Origin of the sequence: Pontibacter rufus, from assembly GCF_015694705.1 — a bacterium.
In the GTDB taxonomy this organism is placed as follows: domain Bacteria; phylum Bacteroidota; class Bacteroidia; order Cytophagales; family Hymenobacteraceae; genus Pontibacter; species Pontibacter rufus.
On the sequence record NZ_JADQDR010000008.1, the window covers coordinates 1 to 25,623 of the forward strand.

Annotated in this window: 23 protein-coding genes, 1 tRNA gene and 1 other RNA gene; 17 read left to right on the plus strand and 8 right to left on the minus strand. The window is 50.0% G+C overall.

From position 1 onward, the window contains the following. Positions 1-70 precede the first annotated feature (70 nt). Positions 71-142 (minus strand) — tRNA-Glu (locus I2I11_RS13900). Positions 143-335: 193 nt separating this feature from the next. Between I2I11_RS13900 and I2I11_RS13905 the strand changes: the two genes are divergently transcribed. From I2I11_RS13905 to I2I11_RS13915, 3 genes are all read left to right on the plus strand, one after another. Continuing rightward, positions 336-611, plus strand: coding sequence for a hypothetical protein (locus I2I11_RS13905; protein WP_196268338.1), 276 nt, complete (start codon positions 336-338; stop codon positions 609-611). 71 nt (positions 612-682) lie between these two features. Further along, entirely contained in the window at positions 683-1,018 is a 336-nt protein-coding gene (locus I2I11_RS13910) for a hypothetical protein (RefSeq protein ID WP_196268339.1), read from the plus strand. A gap of 294 nt (positions 1,019-1,312) precedes the next feature. Then, entirely contained in the window at positions 1,313-2,023 is a 711-nt protein-coding gene (locus I2I11_RS13915; protein ID WP_196268340.1) for an SIMPL domain-containing protein, read from the plus strand. An 83-nt stretch (positions 2,024-2,106) separates the two neighbouring features. Here I2I11_RS13915 and I2I11_RS13920 read toward each other — a convergent pair whose 3' ends face one another. The 4 genes from I2I11_RS13920 to I2I11_RS13935 form a co-directional block, all read right to left on the minus strand. Continuing rightward, positions 2,107-3,117, minus strand: a complete 1,011-nt coding sequence (locus I2I11_RS13920; RefSeq protein ID WP_196268341.1) for a hypothetical protein — start codon at positions 3,115-3,117, stop codon at positions 2,107-2,109. 161 nt (positions 3,118-3,278) lie between these two features. After that, positions 3,279-3,667: RNase P RNA component class A (rnpB, locus tag I2I11_RS13925), an RNA gene on the minus strand. A 132-nt stretch (positions 3,668-3,799) separates the two neighbouring features. Continuing rightward, entirely contained in the window at positions 3,800-4,750 is a 951-nt protein-coding gene (locus I2I11_RS13930) for a Smr/MutS family protein (RefSeq protein WP_196268342.1), read from the minus strand. A 127-nt stretch (positions 4,751-4,877) separates the two neighbouring features. Beyond that, on the minus strand, positions 4,878-5,717 hold the full coding sequence (locus tag I2I11_RS13935) for a DUF2279 domain-containing protein (protein WP_230680297.1): 840 nt from the start codon (positions 5,715-5,717) through the stop codon (positions 4,878-4,880). A gap of 983 nt (positions 5,718-6,700) precedes the next feature. On the opposite strand from I2I11_RS13935, the gene I2I11_RS13940 reads away from it, so the two are divergent. From I2I11_RS13940 to I2I11_RS13950, 3 genes are all read left to right on the plus strand, one after another. Beyond that, a complete protein-coding gene (locus I2I11_RS13940; protein ID WP_230680298.1) occupies positions 6,701-7,855 on the plus strand; it encodes a serine hydrolase in 1,155 nt (384 codons plus the stop codon). 179 nt (positions 7,856-8,034) lie between these two features. Beyond that, positions 8,035-11,478 (plus strand): pyruvate carboxylase, encoded by a 3,444-nt coding sequence (locus I2I11_RS13945; RefSeq protein ID WP_196268345.1) that lies wholly within the window; start codon positions 8,035-8,037, stop codon positions 11,476-11,478. Positions 11,479-11,873: 395 nt separating this feature from the next. Then, positions 11,874-12,950: a cobalamin-dependent protein gene (locus tag I2I11_RS13950; RefSeq protein ID WP_196268346.1), complete on the plus strand. Its 1,077-nt coding sequence runs from the start codon at positions 11,874-11,876 to the stop codon at positions 12,948-12,950. 250 nt (positions 12,951-13,200) lie between these two features. Here the strand turns inward: I2I11_RS13950 and I2I11_RS13955 are convergent, their stop codons facing one another. Then, the gene (locus tag I2I11_RS13955; RefSeq protein ID WP_196268347.1) at positions 13,201-13,533 is read right to left on the minus strand and encodes a tetratricopeptide repeat protein; all 333 of its coding nucleotides are present in this window, start codon (positions 13,531-13,533) and stop codon (positions 13,201-13,203) included. A gap of 65 nt (positions 13,534-13,598) precedes the next feature. Here I2I11_RS13955 and I2I11_RS13960 point away from each other — a divergent pair, with 65 nt between their 5' ends. The 4 genes from I2I11_RS13960 to I2I11_RS13975 all read left to right on the plus strand — a co-directional run bounded on the left by I2I11_RS13960 (position 13,599) and on the right by I2I11_RS13975 (position 17,354). Next, complete coding sequence (locus I2I11_RS13960) at positions 13,599-14,339, plus strand: electron transfer flavoprotein subunit beta/FixA family protein (RefSeq protein ID WP_196268348.1); 741 nt, start codon at positions 13,599-13,601, stop codon at positions 14,337-14,339. A gap of 4 nt (positions 14,340-14,343) precedes the next feature. Then, positions 14,344-15,324: an electron transfer flavoprotein subunit alpha/FixB family protein gene (locus I2I11_RS13965; RefSeq protein ID WP_196268349.1), complete on the plus strand. Its 981-nt coding sequence runs from the start codon at positions 14,344-14,346 to the stop codon at positions 15,322-15,324. 14 nt (positions 15,325-15,338) lie between these two features. Beyond that, positions 15,339-15,950, plus strand: coding sequence for a bifunctional nuclease family protein (locus I2I11_RS13970; protein ID WP_196268350.1), 612 nt, complete (start codon positions 15,339-15,341; stop codon positions 15,948-15,950). Between the two features lie 102 nt (positions 15,951-16,052). After that, entirely contained in the window at positions 16,053-17,354 is a 1,302-nt protein-coding gene (locus tag I2I11_RS13975; protein WP_196268538.1) for a NupC/NupG family nucleoside CNT transporter, read from the plus strand. A 280-nt stretch (positions 17,355-17,634) separates the two neighbouring features. On the opposite strand, the gene I2I11_RS13980 is transcribed toward I2I11_RS13975, so the two are convergent. Both I2I11_RS13980 and I2I11_RS13985 read right to left on the minus strand, forming a co-directional pair. After that, complete coding sequence (locus tag I2I11_RS13980; protein ID WP_196268351.1) at positions 17,635-18,438, minus strand: ABC transporter ATP-binding protein; 804 nt, start codon at positions 18,436-18,438, stop codon at positions 17,635-17,637. Positions 18,439-18,450: 12 nt separating this feature from the next. After that, complete coding sequence (locus tag I2I11_RS13985) at positions 18,451-19,182, minus strand: MlaE family ABC transporter permease (RefSeq protein WP_196268352.1); 732 nt, start codon at positions 19,180-19,182, stop codon at positions 18,451-18,453. A gap of 100 nt (positions 19,183-19,282) precedes the next feature. Between I2I11_RS13985 and I2I11_RS13990 the strand changes: the two genes are divergently transcribed. From I2I11_RS13990 to gldG, 7 genes are all read left to right on the plus strand, one after another. Then, positions 19,283-19,990, plus strand: coding sequence for an SDR family oxidoreductase (locus I2I11_RS13990; RefSeq protein ID WP_196268353.1), 708 nt, complete (start codon positions 19,283-19,285; stop codon positions 19,988-19,990). Positions 19,991-20,021: 31 nt separating this feature from the next. Further along, positions 20,022-20,720: a porin family protein gene (locus I2I11_RS13995; RefSeq protein WP_196268354.1), complete on the plus strand. Its 699-nt coding sequence runs from the start codon at positions 20,022-20,024 to the stop codon at positions 20,718-20,720. Between the two features lie 8 nt (positions 20,721-20,728). Further along, the gene (locus I2I11_RS14000; RefSeq protein ID WP_196268355.1) at positions 20,729-21,382 is read left to right on the plus strand and encodes a phosphoribosylanthranilate isomerase; all 654 of its coding nucleotides are present in this window, start codon (positions 20,729-20,731) and stop codon (positions 21,380-21,382) included. A 286-nt stretch (positions 21,383-21,668) separates the two neighbouring features. After that, complete coding sequence (gene gldA / locus I2I11_RS14005; RefSeq protein WP_196268356.1) at positions 21,669-22,580, plus strand: gliding motility-associated ABC transporter ATP-binding subunit GldA; 912 nt, start codon at positions 21,669-21,671, stop codon at positions 22,578-22,580. 218 nt (positions 22,581-22,798) lie between these two features. Then, entirely contained in the window at positions 22,799-22,984 is a 186-nt protein-coding gene (locus tag I2I11_RS14010) for a hypothetical protein (protein ID WP_196268357.1), read from the plus strand. A gap of 159 nt (positions 22,985-23,143) precedes the next feature. Further along, positions 23,144-23,872: a gliding motility-associated ABC transporter permease subunit GldF gene (gene gldF / locus I2I11_RS14015; RefSeq protein WP_196268358.1), complete on the plus strand. Its 729-nt coding sequence runs from the start codon at positions 23,144-23,146 to the stop codon at positions 23,870-23,872. Continuing rightward, a complete protein-coding gene (gldG, locus tag I2I11_RS14020) occupies positions 23,866-25,566 on the plus strand; it encodes a gliding motility-associated ABC transporter substrate-binding protein GldG (RefSeq protein WP_196268359.1) in 1,701 nt (566 codons plus the stop codon). The genes gldF and gldG overlap by 7 nt, the downstream gene beginning before the upstream one ends. Positions 25,567-25,623 lie beyond the last annotated feature (57 nt).

Below are 25,623 nucleotides of genomic sequence, written 5' to 3' on the forward strand. Positions count from 1 at the left end.
GTTTATAAATGTAAAAAGCCTGCAAACAATCGTTTTGCAGGCTTTTTACTGAATTTAGTATGATAATTAGTAGTCCGTAGGGGAATCGAACCCCTGTTGCCAGAATGAAAATCTGAAGTCCTAACCCCTAGACGAACGGACCTTATTGCCTGATTGCGGGTGCAAAGATAGCGGGTGATTCCGTATTAACAAGAGCCTGTATAGATTTTTTTCACCTATAGAAAACAGCAGAGTACTTCTGCTGAAATTTTCGACCTGGAGCCGTTTTCGTTTTAACCATTAAAGCCTGCTTGCGTTTAAGTAAGCACATGTTTAATTAACTAATAACTGCCAGCATGGCCAGACAGGTACGATACGAAGGCATTAAGCCGGAGGCTTTTGACTCATTAAAAGATAAACTTAAACAGATGGGGCTGCACCTGCAGGGGAACAACGGCAGCTTTAGCGAGAAAGGTGTATCGGGTAAGTATACTTACATCCCCGAAAACGAAACCCTCGCTATTGAGGAACTGAAAGTGGGATTCCCGGCAAGTATGATGCTTTCGGCCGACAGCCTGCAGCAACGCATGACGGAAATGATTGTGCAGCAGGGCGGCCGTGCTTCAGCCTGACAAGGCAGCCTTTGTTTAACCGATGCCGTATACTGAAATTGAACAAAACCTTTGAACAGAATTTAAGAACTATGGAAAACAACGCATCACAAAACCAGCAGAAAAATCAGGATAATACCAAATCAAGTCAAAGCGAGCAGAAGCATGGATCAGATCAGGGAGGTGTGCTGTCGCTGTTGCAGCCGCATGATATGTCTAAAACAGTAGAATCTGCGCTGCATGTGTTTCAGGGCAATCATGAAAAACTGCCGGACCTCATGCAGGATGTTGGCATAATTATATCAAAAGCGACCAAGCGCTTTACAACAACGCAACTTATACTTACAGCCGGAGCGCTCACCATCGGCGCCATACTGCTGGCCCGCTACAGCACCAACGATGACTACGAGTATGCAGAAGCATCTTAAGTGATCTACGTATCAGGGGCATAAGGACAGCTGCAGGTTTATACACCGGAGGTTTATCCGGCCGCAACGCTTTGATTAAAAGCATTTATACTTGGCAGGTTTTGTGCTAATATTGCTGATACATACATCTTTGTCACTAAAAAGAAAGCCCCCGGCCTGTCAAGCCGGGGGCTTTCTTTTTAGCAGAGCCTTAATGCTTCCGGAAATTGGTACGCCTTTTGATTAAGCCTGATCTATATAAAAGAAGGCTATATTTACGTTAAGCCGGCCTGATATCATCTTAAAAATAAAACCATGAAAAAAACAAAATGGATTACGCTTCTTGTGTTACTTTTTGGTGTAATGCAGGTGCAGGCACAGCAGCAGATAATGCCTCCGCTTGTCCACGTGAACGGAGTGGGAGAAATTAAAGCGCAACCGGATCAGGTGCTGTTGAACTTCGGCGTGGAAACGCGTGAAAGGAGCCTGGAAGAAGCCCGGAAACAAACGGATGCCAAAGCGGCTGCCGTTATCAATTATCTGAAGAAGCAGGGCGTGGATGCTAAAAATATACAGACATCCTATGTAAATGTGCAGCCTGTTTATAACAACGGAGAGTATGGCAAACCTGCTCCGGACTTTTATGTAGCGCAGAAGAGTATGACGGTGCTGATAAAGAAGCTGGATAAATTCGATGCATTGCTGTCGGGGCTGTACGCACAGGGAGTTAACCGGGTGGACGGAATTTCTTTTCAGCTGTCGGATGTGGAGAAGTATAAAGCCGAGGCCCGCAAGCGGGCTGTGCAGGATGCCAGGCAGAAGGCTGTTGCACTTACCTCGGAGCTTGGCGCCAAATTAGGGCGCGTGTATGCGATAAACGAAAATAGTTATAATGATGGCGGTCCAAGGCCGGTATATGCCAAAGCCATGATGGAATCGGCTGCCTACGATCAGAGTGGGCCGTCGATAGCCGGCGGTGAGGTAGTGGTAACCTCAACGGTAGCCGTCAGCTTTATAATTGAATAGGCAAGTATAAGCACGTATAACTTAGAGTATAAAAGAGGGCGCCGGCAAAACTGCCGGCGCCCTCTTTTATACTTACCGGACTATTACATATACAGGCTTCGCTCAAATTGTGCGATGGGCCTGAACTGATTTTGCTCGTCAAGCAGGAAGCTGACAGGCTGCTGTGCGCCGAATTTGAGAATGTCCTGCTCCCGTATGTCCCAGGGCTTCAGCATTTCCTCCAGCATGTGGGCATAGGTTGCCATTTCCCAGGGGTTAAAGATTTCACTCGTTACGTCATCAATCAGGGTGTCAAGCGTCAGGTGATCATCACTGGGTTTGGGAGAACGGATGAAGTATTCGGGGATAACATTAAAAATGTAAGCGGCATAAAATATGCGTGCCTTAAACTCCGCTGCCTGCACCGGGTGTAGCTGCTTTCCTTCGACCAGCTGCTGCAGTTTACCCAGCGCTCTGCGGATAATGCCGTTGTCGAGTAAAGTACAAACAATGGTAACCGCGCCGATCTTGATGCTGAAAGCCATCGTGCGGAGTTCGTCTTGGTAGGCAAACGGTATATCATCTTCTGTCGGGCTTACTTCCAACAGGAAAAGCGAGCAGGGCAGAAAATCAGAGAAAACCATAGGTACACGCAATGACTGCAGCACTTTAAACAGCTCCCTGAATTTGCCCAGCATTTTCGGATCTTCGCTGATAGGGTACTGCGGTTGTATAAGCGGATCCATTTCTTTGATAAGTTCTGTTGCCAGGGTGCCATAGTACATTTTGCCAATCCACTGAAACAGGCGCTGTGGCTCTAGGGATTTTATACCGTCAAGCCCCTGATCGGCGGCTTTGGCAACTTCCTCCTCCAAAGGTAAAATATGCTGCGTATGGCAATGCCCGCAGCAGGGTATGGTAAGTTGCCGGTAGGTCGTTACACTTTTGTCGAGCAGCAGCAGCTCTTTGTCATGTAAATTATACTTTTGCTGTAGCCATTCGCCAAAAACGGGTGTGCGCTGTTCGGTGGTGATGGTCGTGCCGCATAAGAAACAATGCGCATCGCTGAACTGCATGTTCTCGAAAGGGTCGTAGAGGGTTAAGTGCTGCATCATCTGGTTATCTGAGCTGCAAAGATACGACAGCAGGCCACGAGTTCCGAATGGTTTATACCTGATGCAGCAACAGGTGCATTTAACTTAAAACTTGAGGCACAATTTATACTTGGTTTTTATACTTGCTGGGGTAAAGAATAAGCAGGAGACAGGAAAGAAAAATTAACAGCAAGCCTGTAAGCCGGGTTCTGTCGCAGCGCCCCGAAAGGCGCTGCGTTCTTATCATTTATCTAGGCCTGCGCTCGCGCGCAGGCTCCATCGACCTACCCACTGGCATCGGACGAGCAGCCCTTAGCTCCGCCGAAGCGAAGCGCTGCCAGCCTATTTGGTCTTTCAACTCCTAAGGTTTACCCAGCCGGACTGGTCACCCAGCCGCTGGTGCGCTCTTACCGCACCTTTTCACCCTTACCAGCACAAGGCTGGCGGTAATTTTCTGTGGCACTGGCTGTATTCCGGTTGCCCGGAACCCTTCCCGTTAGGAAGTAGGATGCTCTGCGTTGCCCGGACTTTCCTCCCCGAAAATATTCGCGGCGATAAGACGGCTTGCTGCTAATTTTATACCTGCAAAGATAGTAACAATTCTGAAGCGCAGCTTCAGAATTGAGTTATGAGTTAAGTAGAGTATATAGATGTGCCAATTTCAAACTCGGAATTCGGAACTCTTAACTCGGAACTGATAAAGCTATCTGAGCCTTACCAGTGTGGCGCCGTAGCCGAATTTTTCTTTGCGGGCGTCTTCAAAAAAGCGGATGCCGGGGGTGCGGCTCAGCTGCTTCTGGATTTCCTTGCGCAGAATGCCATTTCCGGTGCCATGTATAAAGATGATTTCGTGCATGTTGGCCGCCATGGCGCGTTCCAGCGCATCCTGGAAACGCTCCAGTTGCAGCTTCAGCATGGCGCTGTTGCTCATGCCACTATAATCCTCCACCAGTTTATCAATGTGCAGATCAACCTCATGCTCCGGCGCCTGCAGTTTGAAGTTCTCGTTTTTGGCAGCAGCATCAACCAACTGTTCCTGAATTTTATCAGTGTCCAGCGGTACTGCTTTCTGGTCGAGCTGAAAGACGTAGGCTTCCTTGTTGAGCACCGGCGCTGTTTTTTTGCTCTTGTAGAACGAACTGGCTTTGAAAGCCACACGTTTGGTAACCGGTTCAAAAAGAGCGGGAGCGCCGTTGCGGTGCCGCATAAACTGCACCACCAGGTTGGGCCACTTCTCGAAATCTTTCAGATGCAGGTGCGTAATTACGCGGGTACCTTTTGGGTTGATCTTGTCGTTTTGCAGGCCGCGGTAGCGGTTGTCGCGCTCCTCGCCGCTTGTGAATAGTATATCGTAATCGGTGTTGTTGATAATCGTAGCCGCCAGTAGTTCCTCCGACTGGTGCACCAAAGCCAGGTAAATACCCTGCGAGGCTAGAACCGGCGCGGCAGGCTCTTTCCGGGTGCTTGGTTGCGGTGCATCGTCTTTGTTCAGGAACTTTGCCTCCTCCGAAGAAATGACCACTACCTCGCGGCGGGACACAGGTATGGTAAAGTCGTTGTCGATGGCAACTTCTACAATGCCGTTCTCTAAAATGCGGGTGATGATGCCTTCCTCACGGCCCGACATCAGGCGCACGCGATCTCCTATATTCATGGTTTTGTTTTTCGTTTGTCGTTGATCGATGCATCCGGCAAAGTATAGTCGCGGGCATATGCGCCCTTATACATGGTCAGGCTGCATCTACACAAAAGTACGAGGTTTTATAGAAAGAGGCGCAGGTTTAAAAGTATAGCGCATGCACCCTGAAGCCGCTCTTGCTGTTATACGCCAGCGCCGGAGCAGGCACTTTAACCATGCTGAGCACGTAAAGGGCTGTATTGAGGAGCTTGCTTTTGCCCCGGAACTGCATCAGATTTAAATCGGGACTAAGGTAAAACTGGCGGTGCGCCTGCAGGCCCAGTGCCTGGTTGCCGGTTGCACTGTTAAAAACCATTTCTTCAGCGCCATAGCCCACGGCTATACTTAACCACCTCGGGAATTTGCTTTCCTCCTTCAGAAAGTCGGCCACGTTTACCGAAAGCCAGTAGGTCTGGCCATTGTAATCTTTGAGTGCCTGCTCTGCCAGGCTGCTACCCAGTACATCCGGCCGTAAGCGGGCGTAGCGGGTAGTATGAAAAGAATACTTGGGCATAATGCGTATGTCGTGCCAGGCCAGTTCCTGCGCCACCACGGCGGCGGCGCCCAGCGTGTTGGCTGCCAGATCAGTCACCGAAGCGCCATACGCTGACTGATATCCGTCAAACACTTCGATGGGCGTTTGCAGCGCCACGCCCAGCAACCCGCCGTAAAGTATGGCTTTCTTTTCGGGCACGCCCGCGTAGCGCAGCAGGTCTATTCCGGCACGGCTCTCCTGAAAAGCTCCCCAGAAATGGCCGGCTTTGTCTACCTGCTTCCACCCGGCGGCATCGTTAAAAAAATGAAAGTTTGTACGATCCTGTTCGCTATACCACGCGGTATTCAGCGATACCAGCATCGCGGTATAACCTGCACCAAACGTTGTGCCCAGTACCAGCAGGCGCTTCCCGTTTACTGCGGCTGTATCTGCCACTGCCTGTGCCATACTTAGCCGGGGCAGGCAAAGCAGCAGCAAACATAAAGCAAATATCAGTCGCCGGCGCATAAGTCCAAAGATACAGGCTTTCCTGCAGCAATCAGTAAGTATCTGCAAAACTGATAATGCTACCACCTGCATCAGATGAGAGCATGTTTAAATTCATAACTTTCTGATTTTCAAAGAAATGCCACATTTTAATGGGTAATTCCGCAATGGAAAACACTTAGAAAGACTTATTTCACCATAAATCCACACCTAATTTGATGAATGGTGAGGGTTGATACCACAGTTTAGCAGAATTAAGAAGGGTCTTCTGACACTTATCTGATGGATTTCCTTTGTCAATTAAAAATTTAAACATGCTCTGAAGACAAGTTGCCTTAGTTCTGCAAAGAATCTCCTTTTCTCAGGAAAAGGAGGTAAGATTTGCCAAAGCCCTGGTTATAGATGCGGCAGGATCTCATAGATGGTCTACAGGGCCGGATGTTGTGCTTGCCGCTGTAAATGCGTATCATAACGGCGGCAAAGCCTCTGATCATCATTTGGGTTTATACCTGAGGCAGGATGCAGCAACAAGCGACATGCCGCGATTGGTATGAATGGAGCAGAAAGCCATGGATAAGCCCGGACTTATTACCTGTTTAAAACTTATCTGAACCTCAGCCCCATTTTTTAGCGTATTTTCCATCTCAATACCAGAATTGCTTATTTTTTATAAGAATGGTAAAATTTAACCGCATTTAATTTGTACTTTAGATTTTTGAAGTTTGTCCTGTTGGTTTTTGGCCTATTACACGGCAAGCTGATACGAAAGTATGATGTATAATGAGCTATGAATAATTTAAGTATAAATGAGTAAGCTGAACTGCCGAAACAGGACTTCCCGTAGCAACGGGCTCTGCTTTTGTCTTTGTGTTACTGTACTGATAAGCATCGCTTTGCCTGTTGCCGCGCAAAAAGTAAAGCGGAACAAATTAGTGCAGAAGATAATGGAAGCGCATCCGGCTCAGTTCAAAAAAATACTGGACCACCCCGACAAATACCGGGTGCAGATCCTGTACACACAGATAAACCGGGATGCGCAGAACAAGCCTGCCTTTACTTCCTATGCTTACCGTTTGCGGCCTGAAGAATATTTTTACCCGGCCAGCACCGTAAAGCTGCCAACGGCACTGGTGGCTTTGGAGAAACTGAACGAACTGCATATTGCCGGGCTCGATAAGTATACGCCCCTGCAGATCGACAGCGCTTATTCCCGCCAAAGCCCTGTTCGGGAAGACAGCACTGCAGAAAACGGGCTGCCTTCTGTGGCGCATTATGTCAAAAAAATATTTCTGGTGAGTGATAATGATGCTTTTAACCGGCTGTATGAGTTTGTAGGACAGCAAAAGCTGAATGAAACCTTACATGAGAAAGGCTTCACCGATGCACGTATCATTCACCGCCTGAATATTTTCAGAACGCCCGACGAAAACCGGCACACCAACCCTGTAACTTTTTATAAAGACAGCAAGATTGTGTATCAGCAGCCGCTGGTGTATAACCCGACACCTTTTCCGAACAAGCTGAAAGAAACCATGCTGGGCACCAGCCATGTCGAAAACGATCAGTTGGTGAATGGGCCCATGGACTTTTCGGGCAAGAACTTTATTTCGGTTCCATCGCTGCAGGGAATACTCAGAAGCGTTCTGTTTCCTGAATCGGTGCCGCCGCAGCAACGCTTCAACCTCACGCCCGATGATTATGCATTTGTTTACAAATACATGTCGATGCTGCCCCGCGAGAGCGACTATCCGGCCTATGATCCAAAAGACTACCCAGACAGCTACGCGAAGTTTCTGATGTACGGAAACGAAAAGGAGCGCATTCCGGGCAACATCAGAATATTTAACAAAATAGGGGATGCTTACGGCTTTGCCATCGACAATGCGTATGTGGTAGATTTTGAAAATAAAGTGGAATTTATGCTGACGGCCGTGATTCTGGTAAACGAAGACGGGAATATAAACGACGGGAAGTATGAATATGAAGAAATCGGATTTCCTTTTATGAGAGATTTGGGCCAGGCTGTTTATCAGTATGAATTAAAACGTAAAAAGAAGCACCTGCCCAACCTGGATAAATTCCGGCTGGTGTATAATTAAGGACCATAATGCCTGCTTTTTGCCGCTATTGGTGTAAAGGCAGGTGCAAGGATACATTCAAAAAGCCCGCACTTTGGCTCAGGTAATAAAAGGCGGGCAGCATTAATATAACAAATTTATATCAGGCCGGGCGTACTTACAGGTTCCCGGTTAGGTTTATACTTCATCTTGTTAGCTCTATGAAAATTAAGAAAGTGCTTATTGCCAACCGCGGCGAAATTGCTATCCGCGTGCTGCGGGCCTGTACCGAACTGGGTATCAAAACAGTGGCAATTTATACTTACGAAGATCGCTACTCGCTGCACCGCTACAAAGCCGACGAGGCTTACCAGATTGGCAAAAACAACCAGCCATTGCAGCCATACCTCGACATTGAAGGGATTATACAGGTGGCTAAAGAAAACGGGGTAGACGCTATCCACCCGGGCTACGGTTTCCTGTCAGAGAACCAGCATTTTTCGCAGCGGTGTGCCGACAATGGCATCATCTTCGTCGGGCCGAAACCGCAGGTGATGGCTTCATTGGGAGATAAGATTGCGGCCAAGAAAGTAGCCATCAGTTGCGGGGTGCCTGTTATCCAGAGCAACGAACCGGATCTGGATAACTATGAAACGGCACTGGGCGAAGCGCACCGCATTGGCTACCCGCTTATGCTGAAGGCTGCTGCCGGGGGTGGCGGACGTGGAATGCGCATTATCCGGGATGATGATCAGCTCGAGAGAGGTTTCTTTGAAGCCAAGAACGAAGCCCTGAAAGCCTTTGGCGATGATACCTTGTTCCTGGAGAAGTATGTGGAGAACCCCAAGCACATAGAAGTGCAGATTGTGGCCGACAACTATGGCAACATTACCCACCTTTTTGAGCGCGACTGTTCGGTGCAGCGCCGCTTCCAGAAAGTGGTAGAGGTGGCTCCGGCTACCAGCCTTACCGAGGAACTGCGACATCAGCTTTATGAATATGCCATTAACATCTGCAAGGCGGTAAATTATAATAACGTGGGCACGGTGGAGTTCCTGGTGGAGCCCCACAACAACAATGTATACTTCATTGAGGTTAACCCGCGCATCCAGGTAGAGCACACGGTAACAGAAATGATTACGGGCATCGACCTGATAAAAACGCAGCTATACGTTGCAGACGGTTATACCCTGGATCATGAGGAAATACAGCTCGGGCCCGACCACACGGTGCGGGCGCACGGGGTGGCCATCCAGTGCCGTATTACTACCGAAGATCCGGAAAATGACTTTAAGCCTGATTATGGCACCGTTATCGCGTATCGCAGCGCAGGCGGTTTCGGTATCCGCCTGGATCAGGGCAGTGTGTACCAGGGAGCCAAGATTAGCCCGTTCTTCGATTCACTGCTGGTGAAAGTATCGGCTCATGCGCCTACGCTGCGTCTGGCCGCGCTGAAGATGTCGCGCACGCTCGACGAGTTCCGTATCCGCGGGGTGAAGCAGAACATCCAGTTCCTGCAGAATATCATCAACCATCCTACCTTTATTTCGGGCGATGCCACGGTTGATTTTGTGAAGACGCATCCGGAACTGTTCGTGTTTAAGCAGCGCAAAGACCGCGCAACAAAGATGCTGAACTTCCTGGCAGACGTAATCGTGAATGGCAACCCCGATGTAAAGAAGTTTGATCCGGACAAGAAACTCAGCAAACCAAACCTGCAGGGCTTCAATACCAACAAGCCTTATCAGCCGGGCACCAAGAACCTGCTGACCGAACTGGGGCCGGAGGGCTTCTCGGAATGGCTGCGCAATGATCCGCAGATTCATTATACCGATACCACCTTCCGCGATGCACACCAGTCGCTGCTGGCCACGCGCATGCGTACCTTCGATATGATGAAGATTGCCGAAGCTTACGCCAAAGATCATCCGCAGATTTTTAGTATGGAAGTATGGGGCGGCGCCACTTTCGACGTATGCCTGCGCTTTCTGCACGAAGATCCCTGGGACCGGCTGGCGCAGCTCCGCAAGGCGGTACCCAATATCATGCTGCAAATGCTGATCCGCGGCTCCAACGGCGTGGGCTACAAGGCATATCCGGATAACCTGGTAGAGGCGTTCGTAGAGCAGTCGTGGGAAACAGGTGTGGATGTATTCCGCATTTTCGACTCGCTGAACTGGATGAAGAGCATTGAGCCCTGCATCAACTTTGTGCGCAAACGCACCAAAGGACTGGCCGAAGCCGCCATCTGCTATACCGGCGACATCCTCAACCCTAGGAAAACAAAGTATACGTTAGAGTACTACCTGCAACTGGCCCGGCAGGTTGAAGATGCCGGGGCGCACATTCTGGCCATCAAGGATATGGCCGGCCTGTTGAAGCCATACGCGGCCACTGAGCTGGTTACGGCCCTGCGCGACACGGTAAAAATTCCCGTTCACCTGCATACGCACGATACTTCTTCCATCCAGTCCGCCACTTATCTTAAAGCCATTGAGGCCGGGGTAGATGTGGTGGATGTGGCCTTGGGAGCGATGTCGGGGCTTACGTCGCAGCCAAACTTTAATTCCATTGTGGAGATGATGCGCTTTCAGGAGCGCCACCGCGAGTTTGACCAGGATAGTCTGAACCGCCATTCTAATTACTGGGAAACGGTGCGGGAATATTACTATCCGTTTGAGTCGGGCCTGAAAGCGGGCACGGCAGAAGTATACCGGCACGAGATTCCGGGCGGGCAATATTCTAACCTGCGGCCACAGGCAAATGCGTTGGGGCTGAGCAAAAAGTGGGACCTTATCAAAGAAACTTATGCTGAAGTAAACGAGCTGTTTGGCGACGTGGTGAAAGTAACGCCTAGTTCCAAAGTAGTGGGCGATATGGCGCTATACCTCGTGTCTAACGGCCTGACGACGGAAGATGTGCTGGAGCGGGGAGATCAGATTTCCTTTCCGGCATCGGTCAAGTCATTTTTCAGGGGCGATCTGGGCCAGCCGGAGGGCGGCTTTCCGAAGCGGCTGCAAGCCATTGTGCTAAAAGACGAGCATCCGTTTACGGACAGGCCCAACAAGCACCTGGCACCCGTAGATCTGGAGGGGGAATTTGTTGCTTTTCAGGAGAAGTTCGGCAAAGAGCGCAGTTTCAGGGATTTTCTCTCGTACCAGCTTTACCCGAAAGTATACGAGGACTACTACAAGCACTATGAGCAATTTAGTGATGTATCTAAAATCCCGACAAGGCTGTTCTTTTATAGTTTACCGCAAGGCGAAGAAGCCATTATCGATATTGCCCGCGGCAAGTCTATTGTGGTAAAGTATCAGTCGCTGAGTCCGGTAAACGATGACGGGCTGCGCACAGTATTCTTCAAGCTGAACGGCCAGACACGTAACATTGAGGTGCGCGACAAGTCGGTAACAGTGGAGCGCGTACAGCACCAGAAAGTAGATAAGGCCAACGTCAGGCAGGTAGGCGCGCCGTTGCAGGGGCTGCTTTCCAAAATTCTGGTTGAGAAGGGACAAACTGTTAAAAAGAACACGCCGCTGTTTGTGATTGAGGCCATGAAAATGGAAACCACCATCACTGCGCCCGAAGACATCCAGATTGCCGCCATACACCTAACAGAAGGAACTTTGGTGAATACCGATGACCTGGTGCTGACGCTCGCTTAGGGCTGTTGTATTTATACTTGTTTTTTTCCAGCCTTCGCCCCTTAACTACGGGAGCGGAGGCTTTTCTTTTTGTGCCTGTGCAAACCGGCTTCTTCTGGTTAGTTATCTTGTAATTTATTGATGATTAGCTATAAGCGGTTGTTTTAAACTGCTTCCTAAAAGAATTACTGCTATAAAGATGCGGTTCTGAATGCCTGTTGGGGTAATTTTTTTTCAGAACACCTCCGGGGAAAAATACGTAGGCCATGTTGGTAGCTTTCGGAAGAACCCGTACGGAGAAAGCTGCTAAAAATAAAATCAGGCGCACGAAGCACGCACCGGGATAGAGCCTGTGTCGCCGGCCACCATAATTACATGTCAATATCAATAATACAAGTAACCTGGAGCAGCAGCAGATGGGATCAGTGAAGAAGCAGACCGCCGAGAAGATATACGAACAGGAATTGGAGATTGCCACAGCTGCCATAGACCTGCATTATAGTTTACATCCGGAGTTGGAAGAAAGTTATGGCAAAGAGGGCCGGGAAAAATGCCGCAGGGAAGTGCAGGTTCACCTGTTAAACCTGGCGGAATCTATACTTGCCTCCAGCCAGACTTTATTTAGAAATCATGTTGCGTGGGCACTGGAGACGCTTGTCTCGCATAATATACCGGCGCGTAACCTGGCCGTCAGCCTGAACTGCATCAAGCAGATTCTGGCGCAGCGCCTGCCGATAGAGAATTATGTAGTTGCCGCAAAATACATGAACAGGGCTTTGCAGCAGCTTGAGGAAAAAACAGTAAGCCAGGCCTCCTACCTCCGGGACGACGCTCCCCTCAGCAAACTGGCTGCCAGCTACATGGGCCTGCTGCTTGAAGGAAATCAGGCCGGGGCGAGCCGGCTTATTCTGGATAAAGCAGCTGGCGGCACAAGTGTTAGAGATATTTACCTGCATATTTTTCAGCCGGTGCTCTACGAGATAGGCCGCTTGTGGCAACATGGTAAGCTGACAATAGCGCAGGAGCATTATTGCACTGCTACTACACAGCTGATAATGTCGCAGTTGCATACGCATTTTTTTAGCACCAGGAAGAACGGTTTTAAACTGCTGGCCACCTGCATTTCCGATGAACTGCATGAAATTGGCGTACGCATGGTTGCTGATTTTTTTGAGGTAGAAGGCTGGGAAACCTATTATCTGGGCGCCAACACCCCTGTAGATAGTATTCTGGATACGCTGCATGCCCAAAAGCCGCACCTGCTGCTCGTGTCTGCCACCATGGCCTGCCATGTGCATCATATTATAGCGCTGATTACCGCCATACGCGCCGATCAGGCGCTGAATGATGTGAAGATAATGGTAGGAGGAAACCCGTTTAATGCCGCCCCGGAACTATGGGAAGAAACAGGAGCCGATGCCTATGCCAAAGATGCCATGAGCGCCCTTGAAACAGCCATAGCCATGCAAACGCCCTACGCTAAATCTGCCTGAAGTATAAAGTATGCTGGAGCAGGAAGTAATCCACGTTTGTAAAAACTTTTCCCACTTGTTGCTGCCGGTAAACCAGTCTGTAAACACTGGAATAGCTTTTGCTATACTTACCGGTGATTGCCGGGCGCTTCAGGCATCAAAACAAATGAAGGCTCACCGAAACAAAATTTCCTTTGCGGAGTTTTATAGATAAATGGCTTGTTAATATGCTGCATGCATACTACTTCCAGGAAAAGATTTCGCAGGAAGTCTAATCATCTTCATAGTCCAGGCCCATCATTTTGTTGTAAGCCTGTTGTAGTTCTGAGAAAGCATGTAAATTGCCCTGCTTGCGGCTAACGTGCATCCCTTTTTTGTATGTGCGCTCTGCAGCCTCATGTTGCCCAAGCTCCTCGTATAGTTTGGCGGCGTGGTAATAAGTACCTACATAGTCTTCGTGCTCAGCCAGGAGTTGCTCATAGTAAGCGAGGGCCTTGGCGTTATCAGAAGTACGGTATTCGGTGGCAATAGCGTATAGTATAAACGGGTCGTGGGGGTCCTCTTCCAGGAACTTCAGGAGTTGTGCTAATCTGTCTGTATTCATTTCGGATTGGCTATATTTTAATTAACTTCGCACAAATTTAAATTTAAAAGCTAACATTTCTACCCATGAAAATATTAGTTTGTATTAGTAACGTACCGGACACCACCGCAAAAATAAACTTCACCGCCGATAACAAGTCTTTTGATAAAAACGGCGTGCAGTATGTGATAAACCCCTGGGATGAGTATGCGCTGACAAGAGCCATTGAGCTGAAAGAAGCCAAAGGCGGCACCGTAACTGTGTTAAATGTAGGGGAGGCCGACACAGAGCCTAACATCCGCAAAGCGCTGGCCATTGGCGCCGACGATGCCATACGTGTAAACGCATACCCGAAAGATTCTTTTTTTGTGGCGCAGCAAATTGCCGCCATCGCCAAAGAAAACAGCTATGATATCATTCTGATGGGCAAAGAGTCTATCGATTATAATGGTTTTCAGGTGCACAACATGGTTGGCGAACTGCTGGGCATTCCTTCGGTAACGCCGGCTTTTAAACTCGACCTGCTGGATGATACCACCGCACGCCTGGAGCGCGAAATAGAAGGCGGCAAAGAGATAGTGGAGGTAAAACTACCGTTTGTGGCCAGTGCGCAGCAGCCTATGTCGGAGCCCCGCATCCCCAACATGCGCGGCATCATGACGGCCCGCACTAAACCGCTGAAGGTAGTAGAGCCGGTAGGCGCTGAAGCGAAAACGAGTATAGCAGCCTACAGCAAGCCTGAGAAAAAAGGCGGCGTGAAGATGATTGATCCGGAAAATGCCGGAGAACTGATTACTTTATTAAGAAACGAAGCTAAAGTGCTATAAAGATATGTCTGTACTAGTATTTGTAGAAGGTCTGAACGGAGAGATTAAGAACTCCTCGCTGGAGGCTGCATCTTACGGAAGCCAGGTGGCAACTGCCCTCGGCGCCACAGCTACTGCCGTTGCCATTGGCGATGTAAACGAGGCAGCCCTGGCCAGGCTGGGAGAGCAGGGCATCAGCAAAGTTTTGTTTGATGCGGATGCACGCCTGAAGCAGTTTGTAGCCGATGCTTACGTAGCCGTAATTGCTGCTGCCGCACAGAAAGAAAATGCAAAGGTGCTCGTGTTTTCCAATACCGGCATTGGCGCTACTGTTGGCTCTAAACTGGCCGTGCGCCTGAACGGTTCGCTGGCGACCAATGTGACGACACTGCCTAAAACCGAAGGCGGCACCTTTACGGTAACGCGCAGTGTTTTTTCGGGCAAGGCCTTTGCCGACGTGGAACTCACAGCCGATGTAAAAATAATTGCTGTTAAAAAGAACGCCATCGACATCAGCAGAAACAGCGGCAATACCGCCACAGTAGAAAATTTTTCTGCTAGCCTGGCGGATGCTGACTTCGCCGTTGCACCAAAAGAAACCGTAATGCAGGACTCAGAAGGCGGTATACTTTTGCCGGAGGCTGAGCGTGTGGTATCGGGTGGCCGTGGCCTGAAAGGCCCTGAAAACTGGCACCTGGTAGAGGATTTGGCCAAAGCCATCGGTGCGGCCACTGCCTGCTCCAAACCGGTATCGGACCAGGACTGGCGGCCGCATCACGAGCACGTGGGCCAGACAGGGATTACCATCAGCCCTAATCTATACATCGCCATTGGTATATCAGGCGCCATTCAGCACCTGGCCGGGGTTAACTCTTCTAAAGTGATTGTCGTTATTAACAAGGATCCGGAAGCGCCGTTCTTCAAAGCCGCTGATTATGGTATTGTGGGTGATGCTTTTGAGGTTGTTCCTAAACTAATTGAAGCTGCTAAAGCTTTAGACAAATAAGACGTAGAAGAAAAGTGAAGAAAATTCAGCTAGAGATACTCGGGCTTTCCTCCAGCCAGTCCCAGACAGGATCGTTTGCACTGGTATTGGGAGAGAAGGATGGAAACAGAAGACTGCCCATCATTATTGGGATGTTTGAGGCGCAATCCATCGCCATCCAGATAGAAAAGATTAACCCCAACCGGCCGCTTACGCACGACCTGTTCAAGACTTTTGCCGAGCAGGTAAATGTAAGTATAACCGAAATTCTTATTTCGGATCTGAAAGAAGGGGTGTTCTACTCCAAGATTATGTGCACCGACGGCAACAGGGATTTTGAACTGGATGCCCGGCCGTCTGATGCCATCGCCATCGGCCTGCGCTTTGGGGTGGCTATCTATACTGTAGAGAGCGTGCTATCGGAGGCGGGCATTATTCTAAGTGATCTGGAGGACGAGGAGGAGAACGAAGAAATATCAGTGAAAGGCAGCAGTACCGGCAGCACCAAGTCCGGCAGCTCAGGCACCAAAGAATCTTTGAGCCAGACACCCATCGACGAGCTGAATAAAATGCTCAATGAAGCCCTGGAAAAAGAAGACTATGAGCGGGCGGCCAAAATCCGGGACGAGATAAACAAGCGTAACTAAAGCTGCCGCAAAGTATGTTTAAAAGTCCTGTGCCCTTACGCACAGGACTTTTTGTTTTATGGGAGAATAGGCTTACTTTTGGCCAAATTTTTCTCCTACATGATCGATATTCTCAGAGGCTTGATTGGCTTAATCGCCCTTCTGGCCATTGCCTTCCTATTTTCCAGAAACAGAAAAGCTATAAGCTGGCGGCTTGTAGGAGTTGGCGTTTTCCTTCAGATTTTCTTCGGTGTAATGGTAACACAGGTTCCGCTCATTGCAGATGGCTTTGCTGCTGTCAGCCGGGGCTTTGTTACCTTTCTGGATTTTTCGCAGGCAGGCGCCCAGTTCCTGTTCGGCAACCTGGCCAATCCGTCACAAAATGGCGGTCTGGGCTATATATTTGCCTTTTCTGTGTTGCCAACCATTATTTTCTTCTCTACGGTTTCGTCGGGTTTATATTACCTTGGTGTTTTACAGAAGATCGTATTTGGCATCGCCTGGGTTATGTCGAAAGGCATGCGCTTGTCGGGCGCGGAGAGCTTATCTGCTGCCGGCAACATCTTCCTGGGGCAAACGGAGGCGCCGCTGCTGGTTCGTCCGTTTATCAGCCGCATGACCAACTCTGAGCTGATGTGCCTGATGACGGGTGGTATGGCAACACTGGCTGGAGGTGTGCTGGCTGCTTACGTGTCTTTTCTGGGAGGCGATGATCCGGCATTGAAAGCAGTTTTTGCAGCACACCTGCTCACAGCCTCTATCATGAACGCGCCCGCCGGCATTGTGCTGTCCAAAATGCTGGTGCCGGAAACGGAGCCCGAAAAAATTAATACCGAGCTTCAGGTAAACGAGGAGCAACTGGGCGTAAACCTGGTAGATGCCCTCTCGCGCGGCGCCGGGGATGGTTTGCGGCTGGCAGCTAACGTAGGCGGTATGCTGCTGGCTTTTATTGCGGTAATTGCGCTGATTAATTATTTCTTAACGGATATGGTTGGTGTCTGGACAGGATTGAACGGATGGGTCGTTTCCAGCACAGGTGGCCAGTTTGATGGCTTCTCGCTGCAATACATACTCGGGCAAATCTTCCGGGTGTTTGCCTTTATCATGGGCGTGCCCTGGGCTGATACCCTGCAGGTCGGCAGCTTGCTTGGGCAGAAAACAGCTATTAACGAGTTTGTGGCCTACCTGGACTTAGCTGAAATGAAGGATTCCGGCACGTTGTCTCCCAAGTCTGTGGTGATGGCTACTTACGCGCTGTGCGGGTTCTCTAACTTCAGTTCCATTGCCATCCAGATTGGCGGTATCGGCGGCATGGCGCCAAACCAGCAGGGCAACATCTCCAAGCTGGGTTTCATTGCTTTGCTGGGCGCCTCGCTTGCCTGTATGATGACTGCAACGGTAGCAGGTATGCTGTTCGGCATCTGACAGGTAAGTAAAAGGACACAAGTATCAGGACATTAGTCTCAAGACTTTATTTTAATTTATACTTGATAATTCAGGCTCTTCTACTTCATGATAAGATGCCTGAAGTATATCATTTATCTTGTCCAGTTACTTGTCAAGTATAAAACAGAACAGCCTGCCGTTGCAACGACAGGCTGTTCTGTTTTAATTACGTTCGGATTTTGAAGTATGATTGGGCTGTTTGGTATCCAGGTCAGCGCTTCATTTCTGCGGCAAGTATAATTTCTGCGGCAAGTATAAATTAAAGCTGCTTCTGCTTTTCCTGTTCCTGCTGCTGTTCTTCGCGCTCTTCGTCCTCTACCTGCTTGGCATTGCGCATCAGGCGGTTGGCAAAAATAAACTCATTCAGCTCGCGCACGTCAGAATCCATAATTTCGTTATTGGTTCCTTCCCAGAGTTTTTTGCCCTGGTACAGGAACATAATCTTGTCGCCGATTTCTATCACCGAGTTCATGTCGTGCGTTACAATAATGGTGGTGATGTTATACTCTTCTGTAATCTCCTTTATCAGCTCATCTATTTTGATAGACGTTTGTGGATCGAGGCCTGAGTTTGGTTCGTCGCAGAAAAGGTACGTACAGTGCGGCGCAATAGCACGGGCAATACCAACACGTTTCTTCATACCGCCACTTAGCTCTGACGGCATTTTACGGTTGGCGTTCTCCAGGCCTACGCGCTGCAGACAGAAGTTTACGCGATCCAGGCGCTCGCTGCGGCTCATATCTGTGAGCATTTTCAGCGGGAAATCAATGTTCTCCTCCACGTTCATTGAGTCGAAGAGGGCTGAACCCTGGAAGAGCATACCTATTTTGCGCCTGATTTCCTGCCGGATGTCGAGCTTGTTGTTGGTGAAGTAAGTGCCATCGAAGGTAACGCTGCCCAAATCAGGTTTTACCAGGCCCACAATGCACTTGAGTAGCACGCTTTTACCTGTGCCGCTGGCACCTAACAGCAGGTTGGTTTTGCCCGTCTCAAAGATACCGCTAACACCATCCAGCACCTTTTTGCCCGCAAAAGATTTATGTATATTGTGAATTTCTATCATAATAATTGAGCTTTACAGCAACACCTGTGCTAAAACGAAGTCCGCTATCAATATGGCAATGATGCTGTTGGTAACTGCCGTTGTACTGGCCGCGCCCACCTCTAAAGCACCACCCGAAGTAAAATAGCCCCTGTACGAGGAGATAGAGGAAATCAGAAAAGCAAATACAAAGGACTTGATAAGCGCAAAAACAACGTTGTAGGAGATAAACTCATCCCGTATACCTGTAATATATTCCTGTGCCGTAAGTTCCCCGGACAGGGTGCCGGCCACATAACCGCCTGCAATGGAGAGAAACATAGACAGTATAACCAGCATCGGGAACACCAGCAGCGCGGCCACAATTTTAGGCAGCACCAGGTAAGAAGCCGAGTTAATGCCCATTACTTCCAGCGCATCCACTTGTTCCGTTATCTGCATGGTGCCCAGGCCGCCGGCAATGCTGGAGCCTACCTTACCGGCCAGCACAATAGAGGTAATGGTAGGAGCCAGCTCCAGAATCGTCATCTCGCGTACCATAAAACCGATGGTAGAGCGAGGTATGAAGGCATTGTTAAGGTTATAAGCAATCTGCACGCAGGTTACCGCCCCGATAAAAGTGGCCACAATTGCCACGATAAAAATAGAATTGATGCCGATTAGGATGGCTTCGTCTATTGTTCTGTTAAACAGAATCCGGGGCGATTCTCCACGGGAAAAAAGACTGGTTATAAAAAGTACAAACTTTCCGAAGTGTTGCAGCATACAGGGGAGTCGTGGGGGTTAAATCAAGCGGTTAAAACAAAAATACGCTTTAATACCTATATTACGTGTAAAATTGTAAAACATATAAACGCACATATTTATGCAGGGATACATACTGGTAACCGGAGGTACCAAAGGCATCGGCAGGGCGGTAATCGATCAGTTTGCCAGAGAAGGCTTTCATATTATTACCTGTTCCAGAAACGAGAAGGACTTGCAAAAGTTGAAGCTGGAAATAGAACAGAAGTATACTTTTTCTAAATTATATTACCAGGAAGCCGATTTAAGCGACAGAGCCTCGCTGCAGGCGTTTGAGAAGTATGTAAAAGGGCTGGGCGTGCAACTGGATGTGCTGGTAAACAACAGCGGCCTGTTTATACCCGGCAAAATTACGGAGGAAGACGACGAGACGCTGCCGTATATGATCAATACCAACCTCTACAGCGCTTACTATCTGACCAAGGCCTTTGTGCCCGGCATGATACAGCGGCGCGCAGGCCACATTTTCAACCTGTGTTCCACGGCCAGCATCACGCCATACGTCAACGGCGGCTCTTATGGCATATCCAAGTACGCGCTGTATGGCATGACCAAAGTGCTGCGCGAGGAGCTTAAGGAGCATAACGTACGTGTAACGGCCATACTGCCGGGCGCTACGCTCACGGCCAGCTGGGAGGGCGTGGATCTGCCGCCGGAACGTTTTATGAAAGCCGAAGACGTGGCGATGGCTATCTGGGGTGCGTATACCATGTCGGTAAACAGCGTGGTGGAAGAAATATTGATAAGGCCGCAGCTGGGCGATATCTGACACAGCCTTTTCAGCTTAAAATAAAACTGTGATGAAGAAGTTATACTTACTGGTAGTTATCTGTGGCTGGGCCACGCTGGCGCAGGGACAAAAGCTGGAGATTACGGCGCAACTGCATACAGGCGTATCTAAGTTCGGAGGCGCTTCGGCCGCCAGTTCATCCTTTATACTTGTAAGCGATGTGGCCGGCAGCAACAGTTATACCATCAATCCCTATGGCCGCGGGTTTGGTTTAAACTATGGTGCCGGGGCACAACTGCAACTTGTAACAGATCGGCGCCTGCTGCTGGGAGCACAAGTAGCCGTGGAGCAGCTCCGCAGCCGTATAAATATCGGCGGCATTTACAGCTTCAGGTCTGATAGCAGGGCAGAAGGACACGCTACACTGCAGAGCAACTTCCTTAACCTGCAGCCTTACCTGGGCAGGCGCTTATACCTGCGTACCATAGAAATGGATCTGACGCTGGGTACGGACATCGGTTTTTGCCTGAAAAGCACCGAACACGGCCAGGCCACAGATGCCTATGGAAATGATGTTACCACATCGCTGGAGCGGCATAAACCGGCTATAGATTTCCGGCCCCGCCTGGGTATTGCTGCTTACCGCAAGCACCTGGGCCTTGCGTTCAGCTACGCTCATGGCCTTACCAACTATACCAGCGGTTACGAGGGAGCCAACTCCGAAGTATACGCCCGGGTGCTGCGGCTGGGGCTCTTATACCGGTTATAAACAGATTGATGATACCAAAAGTAAAGATCTGCTGCATCAGCAGCACAGAGGAAGCCCAAACAGCCATAAAATCAGGTGCGTCGGCGCTGGGCCTGGTGGGCGATATGCCGAGCGGGCCGGGCATTATCAGCGACAAGCTTATACAGGAAATCACGCAAATCATACCGCCGGCCATTGCATCGTTTCTGCTCACCCGCCATACTGATGCTTATAGCATTGCCAGGCATCACGCGCTGGTGCACACCACCACAATTCAGCTGGTGGATGCGCTGGAACCGGAAGTATACGGGCAACTGCGCGAGGCGCTGCCGGGTATAAAGCTGGTGCAGGTAGTACATGTGCTGGGTGAGGAAAGTATAGAAGAAGCGCAGCATGCAGCCGGACAAGCAGATGCCATACTGCTGGACTCTGGCAACCCGCATCTGAAGGTGAAAGAACTGGGCGGCACCGGCCGCATACACGACTGGGTGATCAGCCGGAAGATCAGGGAAAGTATAAGCAAACCGCTTTTCCTGGCCGGTGGATTAAATGCAGCCAATGTGCGGGAAGCGATAGAAGTGGTGCAGCCGTTTGGGGTAGATGTTTGCAGTGGTGTGCGCACCAGCGGGCTCCTGGACCCGTACAAGCTGGAGAAGTTTTTTGAGGCAGTGGAGAAGGTATAAATTGATTTGAAAATCCGGAGGTGTGCAAGGGAGGTGTTTTATGGCGATTTGAAGATATCGCCTCTGCCATACTTGATGCACCGCAGTCGCACCCGGATTATTACTACGTAGCTATCTACATAGCTATAAAGCGCGCCCGCTGGTGCCGGAAGGGAAGCGGCAGAAATAAGTATAAGTATGGCGCAGCTTTTGTAGCTTGCAGTATCAAACCCGGTAGGTTGTAATACTACGGGGTTTGATAAATTCTGATAAATAAAGCCTGCCAAACCTATAACATAGAAATAAATTGTCTGTCGAGGTAAAGAATCTTACAAAAATGTTCGGGACCCAGCGTGCGGTGGATGATATTTCGTTTGCAGTGGAGCAGGGGCAGATACTGGGTTTCCTGGGTCCCAACGGTGCCGGGAAGTCCACGACCATGAAGATTGCCACCTGCTACCTGCCGCCCAGCGCAGGCACCATACTGGTAAACGGCCACGATGTGGTACAGGAGCCCCTGGCGGTGCGGCGCGCCGTAGGTTATCTGCCCGAGCACAACCCGCTTTACTTAGATATGTACGTGCATGAGTATTTGCAATTTACGGCATCGGTGTATGGCTTAAAAGGAAAAGCCGCCAGAGAACGGGTGCAGGAAATGGTGGACCTGTGTGGCCTGACGCTGGAACAGGGCAAAAAGATTGGAGCCCTCTCCAAAGGGTACCGCCAGCGGGTGGGGCTGGCGCAGGCGCTGGTGCACGACCCACCCGTGCTGATACTCGATGAACCGACCACAGGCCTTGACCCGAACCAGATTGTGGAAATCCGTGCGCTTATCAAGCGTATCGGACAGGATAAAACCGTGATTTTCTCAACGCACATCATGCAGGAAGTAGCCGCTATCTGTGACCGTGTCGTGATTATTAACCGCGGCAAACTGGTCGCCAACAGCGATGTGGCCAGCCTGCAGGCCGGTGACCGGGACGAGAAAACAACGTTGGTGGAATTTGAGCAACCGGTGGAGGCGGAGGCCCTGCAAAGTATACCGGGCGTGCTGCAGGTAAGTATCGCGCAGGGTTATACGTATCGTGTTACGTCCCGCCGCGACGCCGACATCCGCGCCAGCGTGTTCCGCATTGCGGCCGAGCGCAACTGGCCGCTGGTAGGGCTGCGGCAGGAGGAAAATTCGCTCGAAAAGGTTTTCCAGGAGCTGACGAAGTAATGATGGATACTGCCTGATGCCCCGGGGCAGGCCGGGCAACCTTGCTGTCGGAGCAGAGAAAGGGCAGCTGCAGGATTTATACTTCAGCAAACGTATACTTGCTTCTGCTAAACCGAAACCGCTCAAAGCCCTCGCGGTGCGCGCAGCTCCCGCGGGTGTCTGAACCGGTAACCAAACACCCGCGGTAGCTGCGAACACCGCGAGGTTTAAGCTATACGATGATGAAAAACAAAGACGCATACCTAAAAGCAGTAGTGACCGTTGGGGCAGTGGCGCTCGTGGGTATTTTTGTGCAGAACCAGCTGTTGCTCAGCAAACTCAAAAAGAAGCGGAAATATTACCGGAACAAATATTTTGCGCCGGATTTGCATGATTCTGCTCCTGTTACTTCGTTTGATAAATAATACCAGAACACATAAGCGCAGCAGTTTTAAATTTGCATAAAGCCGAATGCTTTAAAATTAAACCAACCAGAGTATAAGTATGAATTTGGAGAAGGCGTATCTGCATTACCCTTTATTCGTAATTCATAACTCGTAATTCGTAATTCGTAATTAAAAAACGTGTTATCCATCCTAAAAAAAGAATTTAACGGTTTCCTGAACTCGCTGATTGCCTACATTGTGCTGACGGTGTTTCTGGTGGCTACCGGCATGTTTATGTGGGTGTTTCCGGAGAGCAGCGTGCTGGAGTACGGTTTTGCCGACATGCAGACGCTCTTCAACATTGCCCCCTGGATGTTCCTGTTCCTGATTCCGGCTATTACCATGCGCACCTTTGCTGAGGAAAAACGCGAGGGAACCATCGAGCTGCTGCTCACCAAACCCATCACTGATCTGCAACTGATACTGGGCAAATATTTTGCGGCGCTGCTGCTGGTGCTGTTTGCGCTGCTGCCCACGCTGCTCTATTATTACTCGATTTATACGTTGGGCAATCCGCCCGGCAACGTAGATTCAGCGGCGGTGGCAGGTTCTTACATCGGACTGATGTTCCTGGCTGCTGTATTTACCGCCATTGGCGTGTTTGCTTCCTCTGTCTCCGACAACCAGATTATTTCCTTCGTGCTGGCGCTGTTTTTATGTTTCATTATTTATACCGGCTTCGAGTCCATTGCTTCCATACCGGTATGGGGAACATACGGCTACTTCATCAGCCAGCTGGGGATTGCGTATCATTACAGCGCCATCAGCAAAGGCCTGGTGGATTCGAGGGACGTGTTATACTTCCTGAGCGTTATCGCCATACTTATTTTAGCTACTAAACTTGTGTTGAGGAGCCGAAAATGGTAACAGAGCCAGATATCAATAAAAAGCGCAAACGGAGCCGCGACATCGGGCGGTTTATAGGTTGGGTGGCTGCCATTGTGCTGCTGAACGTGCTGGCGTCCAGCTTCTTCTTCCGCCTCGATTTAACCGAGGACAACCGCTATACCATCGCCCCGGTTACCAAACAAATGCTGGGCAATTTACAAGATGAAGTGGTGGTGGACGTATACCTGGAAGGCGATTTTCCGGCAGGATTTAAGCGGCTGCAACAGTCGGTACAGGAAACACTGGACGAATTCCAGGTTTATGCTGACGGCAACCTGCGCTATAACTTTATAGATCCAACTGCTATTTCAGACGAAAAGCAGCGCACGGAATTTTACAAGACTTTGGCAAAGAAAGGCGTCATCCCAACCAACCTGCACGCCACCGAAGAAGGCAAGCAGGTAGAACGCCTCGTGTTTCCGGGTGCTATTGTGAAGTATAAAGGCAAGGAAACGGCCGTAAACCTGCTGAAAGGAAATCTGGCCGCCTCGCCGGACGAGCGCCTGAACCAGTCGGTGGAAGGGATAGAGTATGAACTGGCTTCGGCTATCCGCAAGGTGGCCTTCCGGAGCGATAAAACCATTGGCTACCTGATGGGGCAGGGCGAACTGGAGATGCCGCAGGTAACAGCGCTTGTTAACTCGCTGCAGCAGTATTACCGGGTGGCACGCGGCGAGCTGTCCCAGATTCCGTCGCTTAAAGGGCTGGATTTGATCATCATTGCCAAGCCCACCAAGCCATTTACCGAAGCTGACAAGTATAAGATAGATCAGTTTATCATGAACGGGGGCAAGGCCGTATTTTTTGTGGATGCCCTGCATGCCGACATGGACAGCGTGGGAGCCGGCGGCATGTTTGCGCTGCCCTACAACCTGAACCTGGATGATTTGCTGTTCCGCTACGGCGTGCGCCTCAACCCCACGATCATCATGGATTTGAACTCAGGCTTTATACCCATCGTAACCGGCTACATGGGCGACAAGCCGCAGACGGAGATGGTAAACTGGCACTTTTTCCCGCTGCTCAATAACTTCAGCAAGCACCCCATTACGCGAAACCTGGACGCGGTTTATGCCCGCTTCATTGGTTCTGTAGATACCGTGAAAGCCGATGGCATCCGGAAAACGCCGCTGGTTTATACTTCCAGGTACTCGCGTGTACTGCAGGCGCCGGTGCCCATAACGCTGGAGGAAGCACGGATGGAGGTGAAGCCCGAGCTGTTTCAGGCGGGGCCGCTGCCGGTAGGCTACCTGCTGGAAGGTAAATTTACGTCATTGTTCAAAAACCGCAGGGCGCCGCAGGGCGTGCAGGATACAAAGGTGCGGGAGCAGGGCGCCGAAACGAAAATTGCCGTTTTCCCGGATGGCGATTTGGTGCGCAACGAGGTAAACCCGCGCACCGGGCAGGCATACGAACTGGGCTTCGACCGCTTCAACAACATCACCTTTGCCAACAAGGAACTGGCCATGAACACCATCCATTACCTGCTGGACGCCGAAGGCCTGGTAAACGTAAGAAGTAAGGAAATCGCGTTGCGGCCACTGGACAAGGTGCGCGTGCAGGAGCAGAAAACGTACTGGCAGCTCCTTAACCTGGTGGCTCCTATTGTGTTGCTGCTGCTGTTCGGCGTGCTGCGTTTTTACCTGCGCAAGCGCAGGTATGAGCGGTTCTGAGGTTAGTGCTCATTAAAGTGGGCAAAATTCGAAAAAGGACTTGCCAAAGGAGTAGCA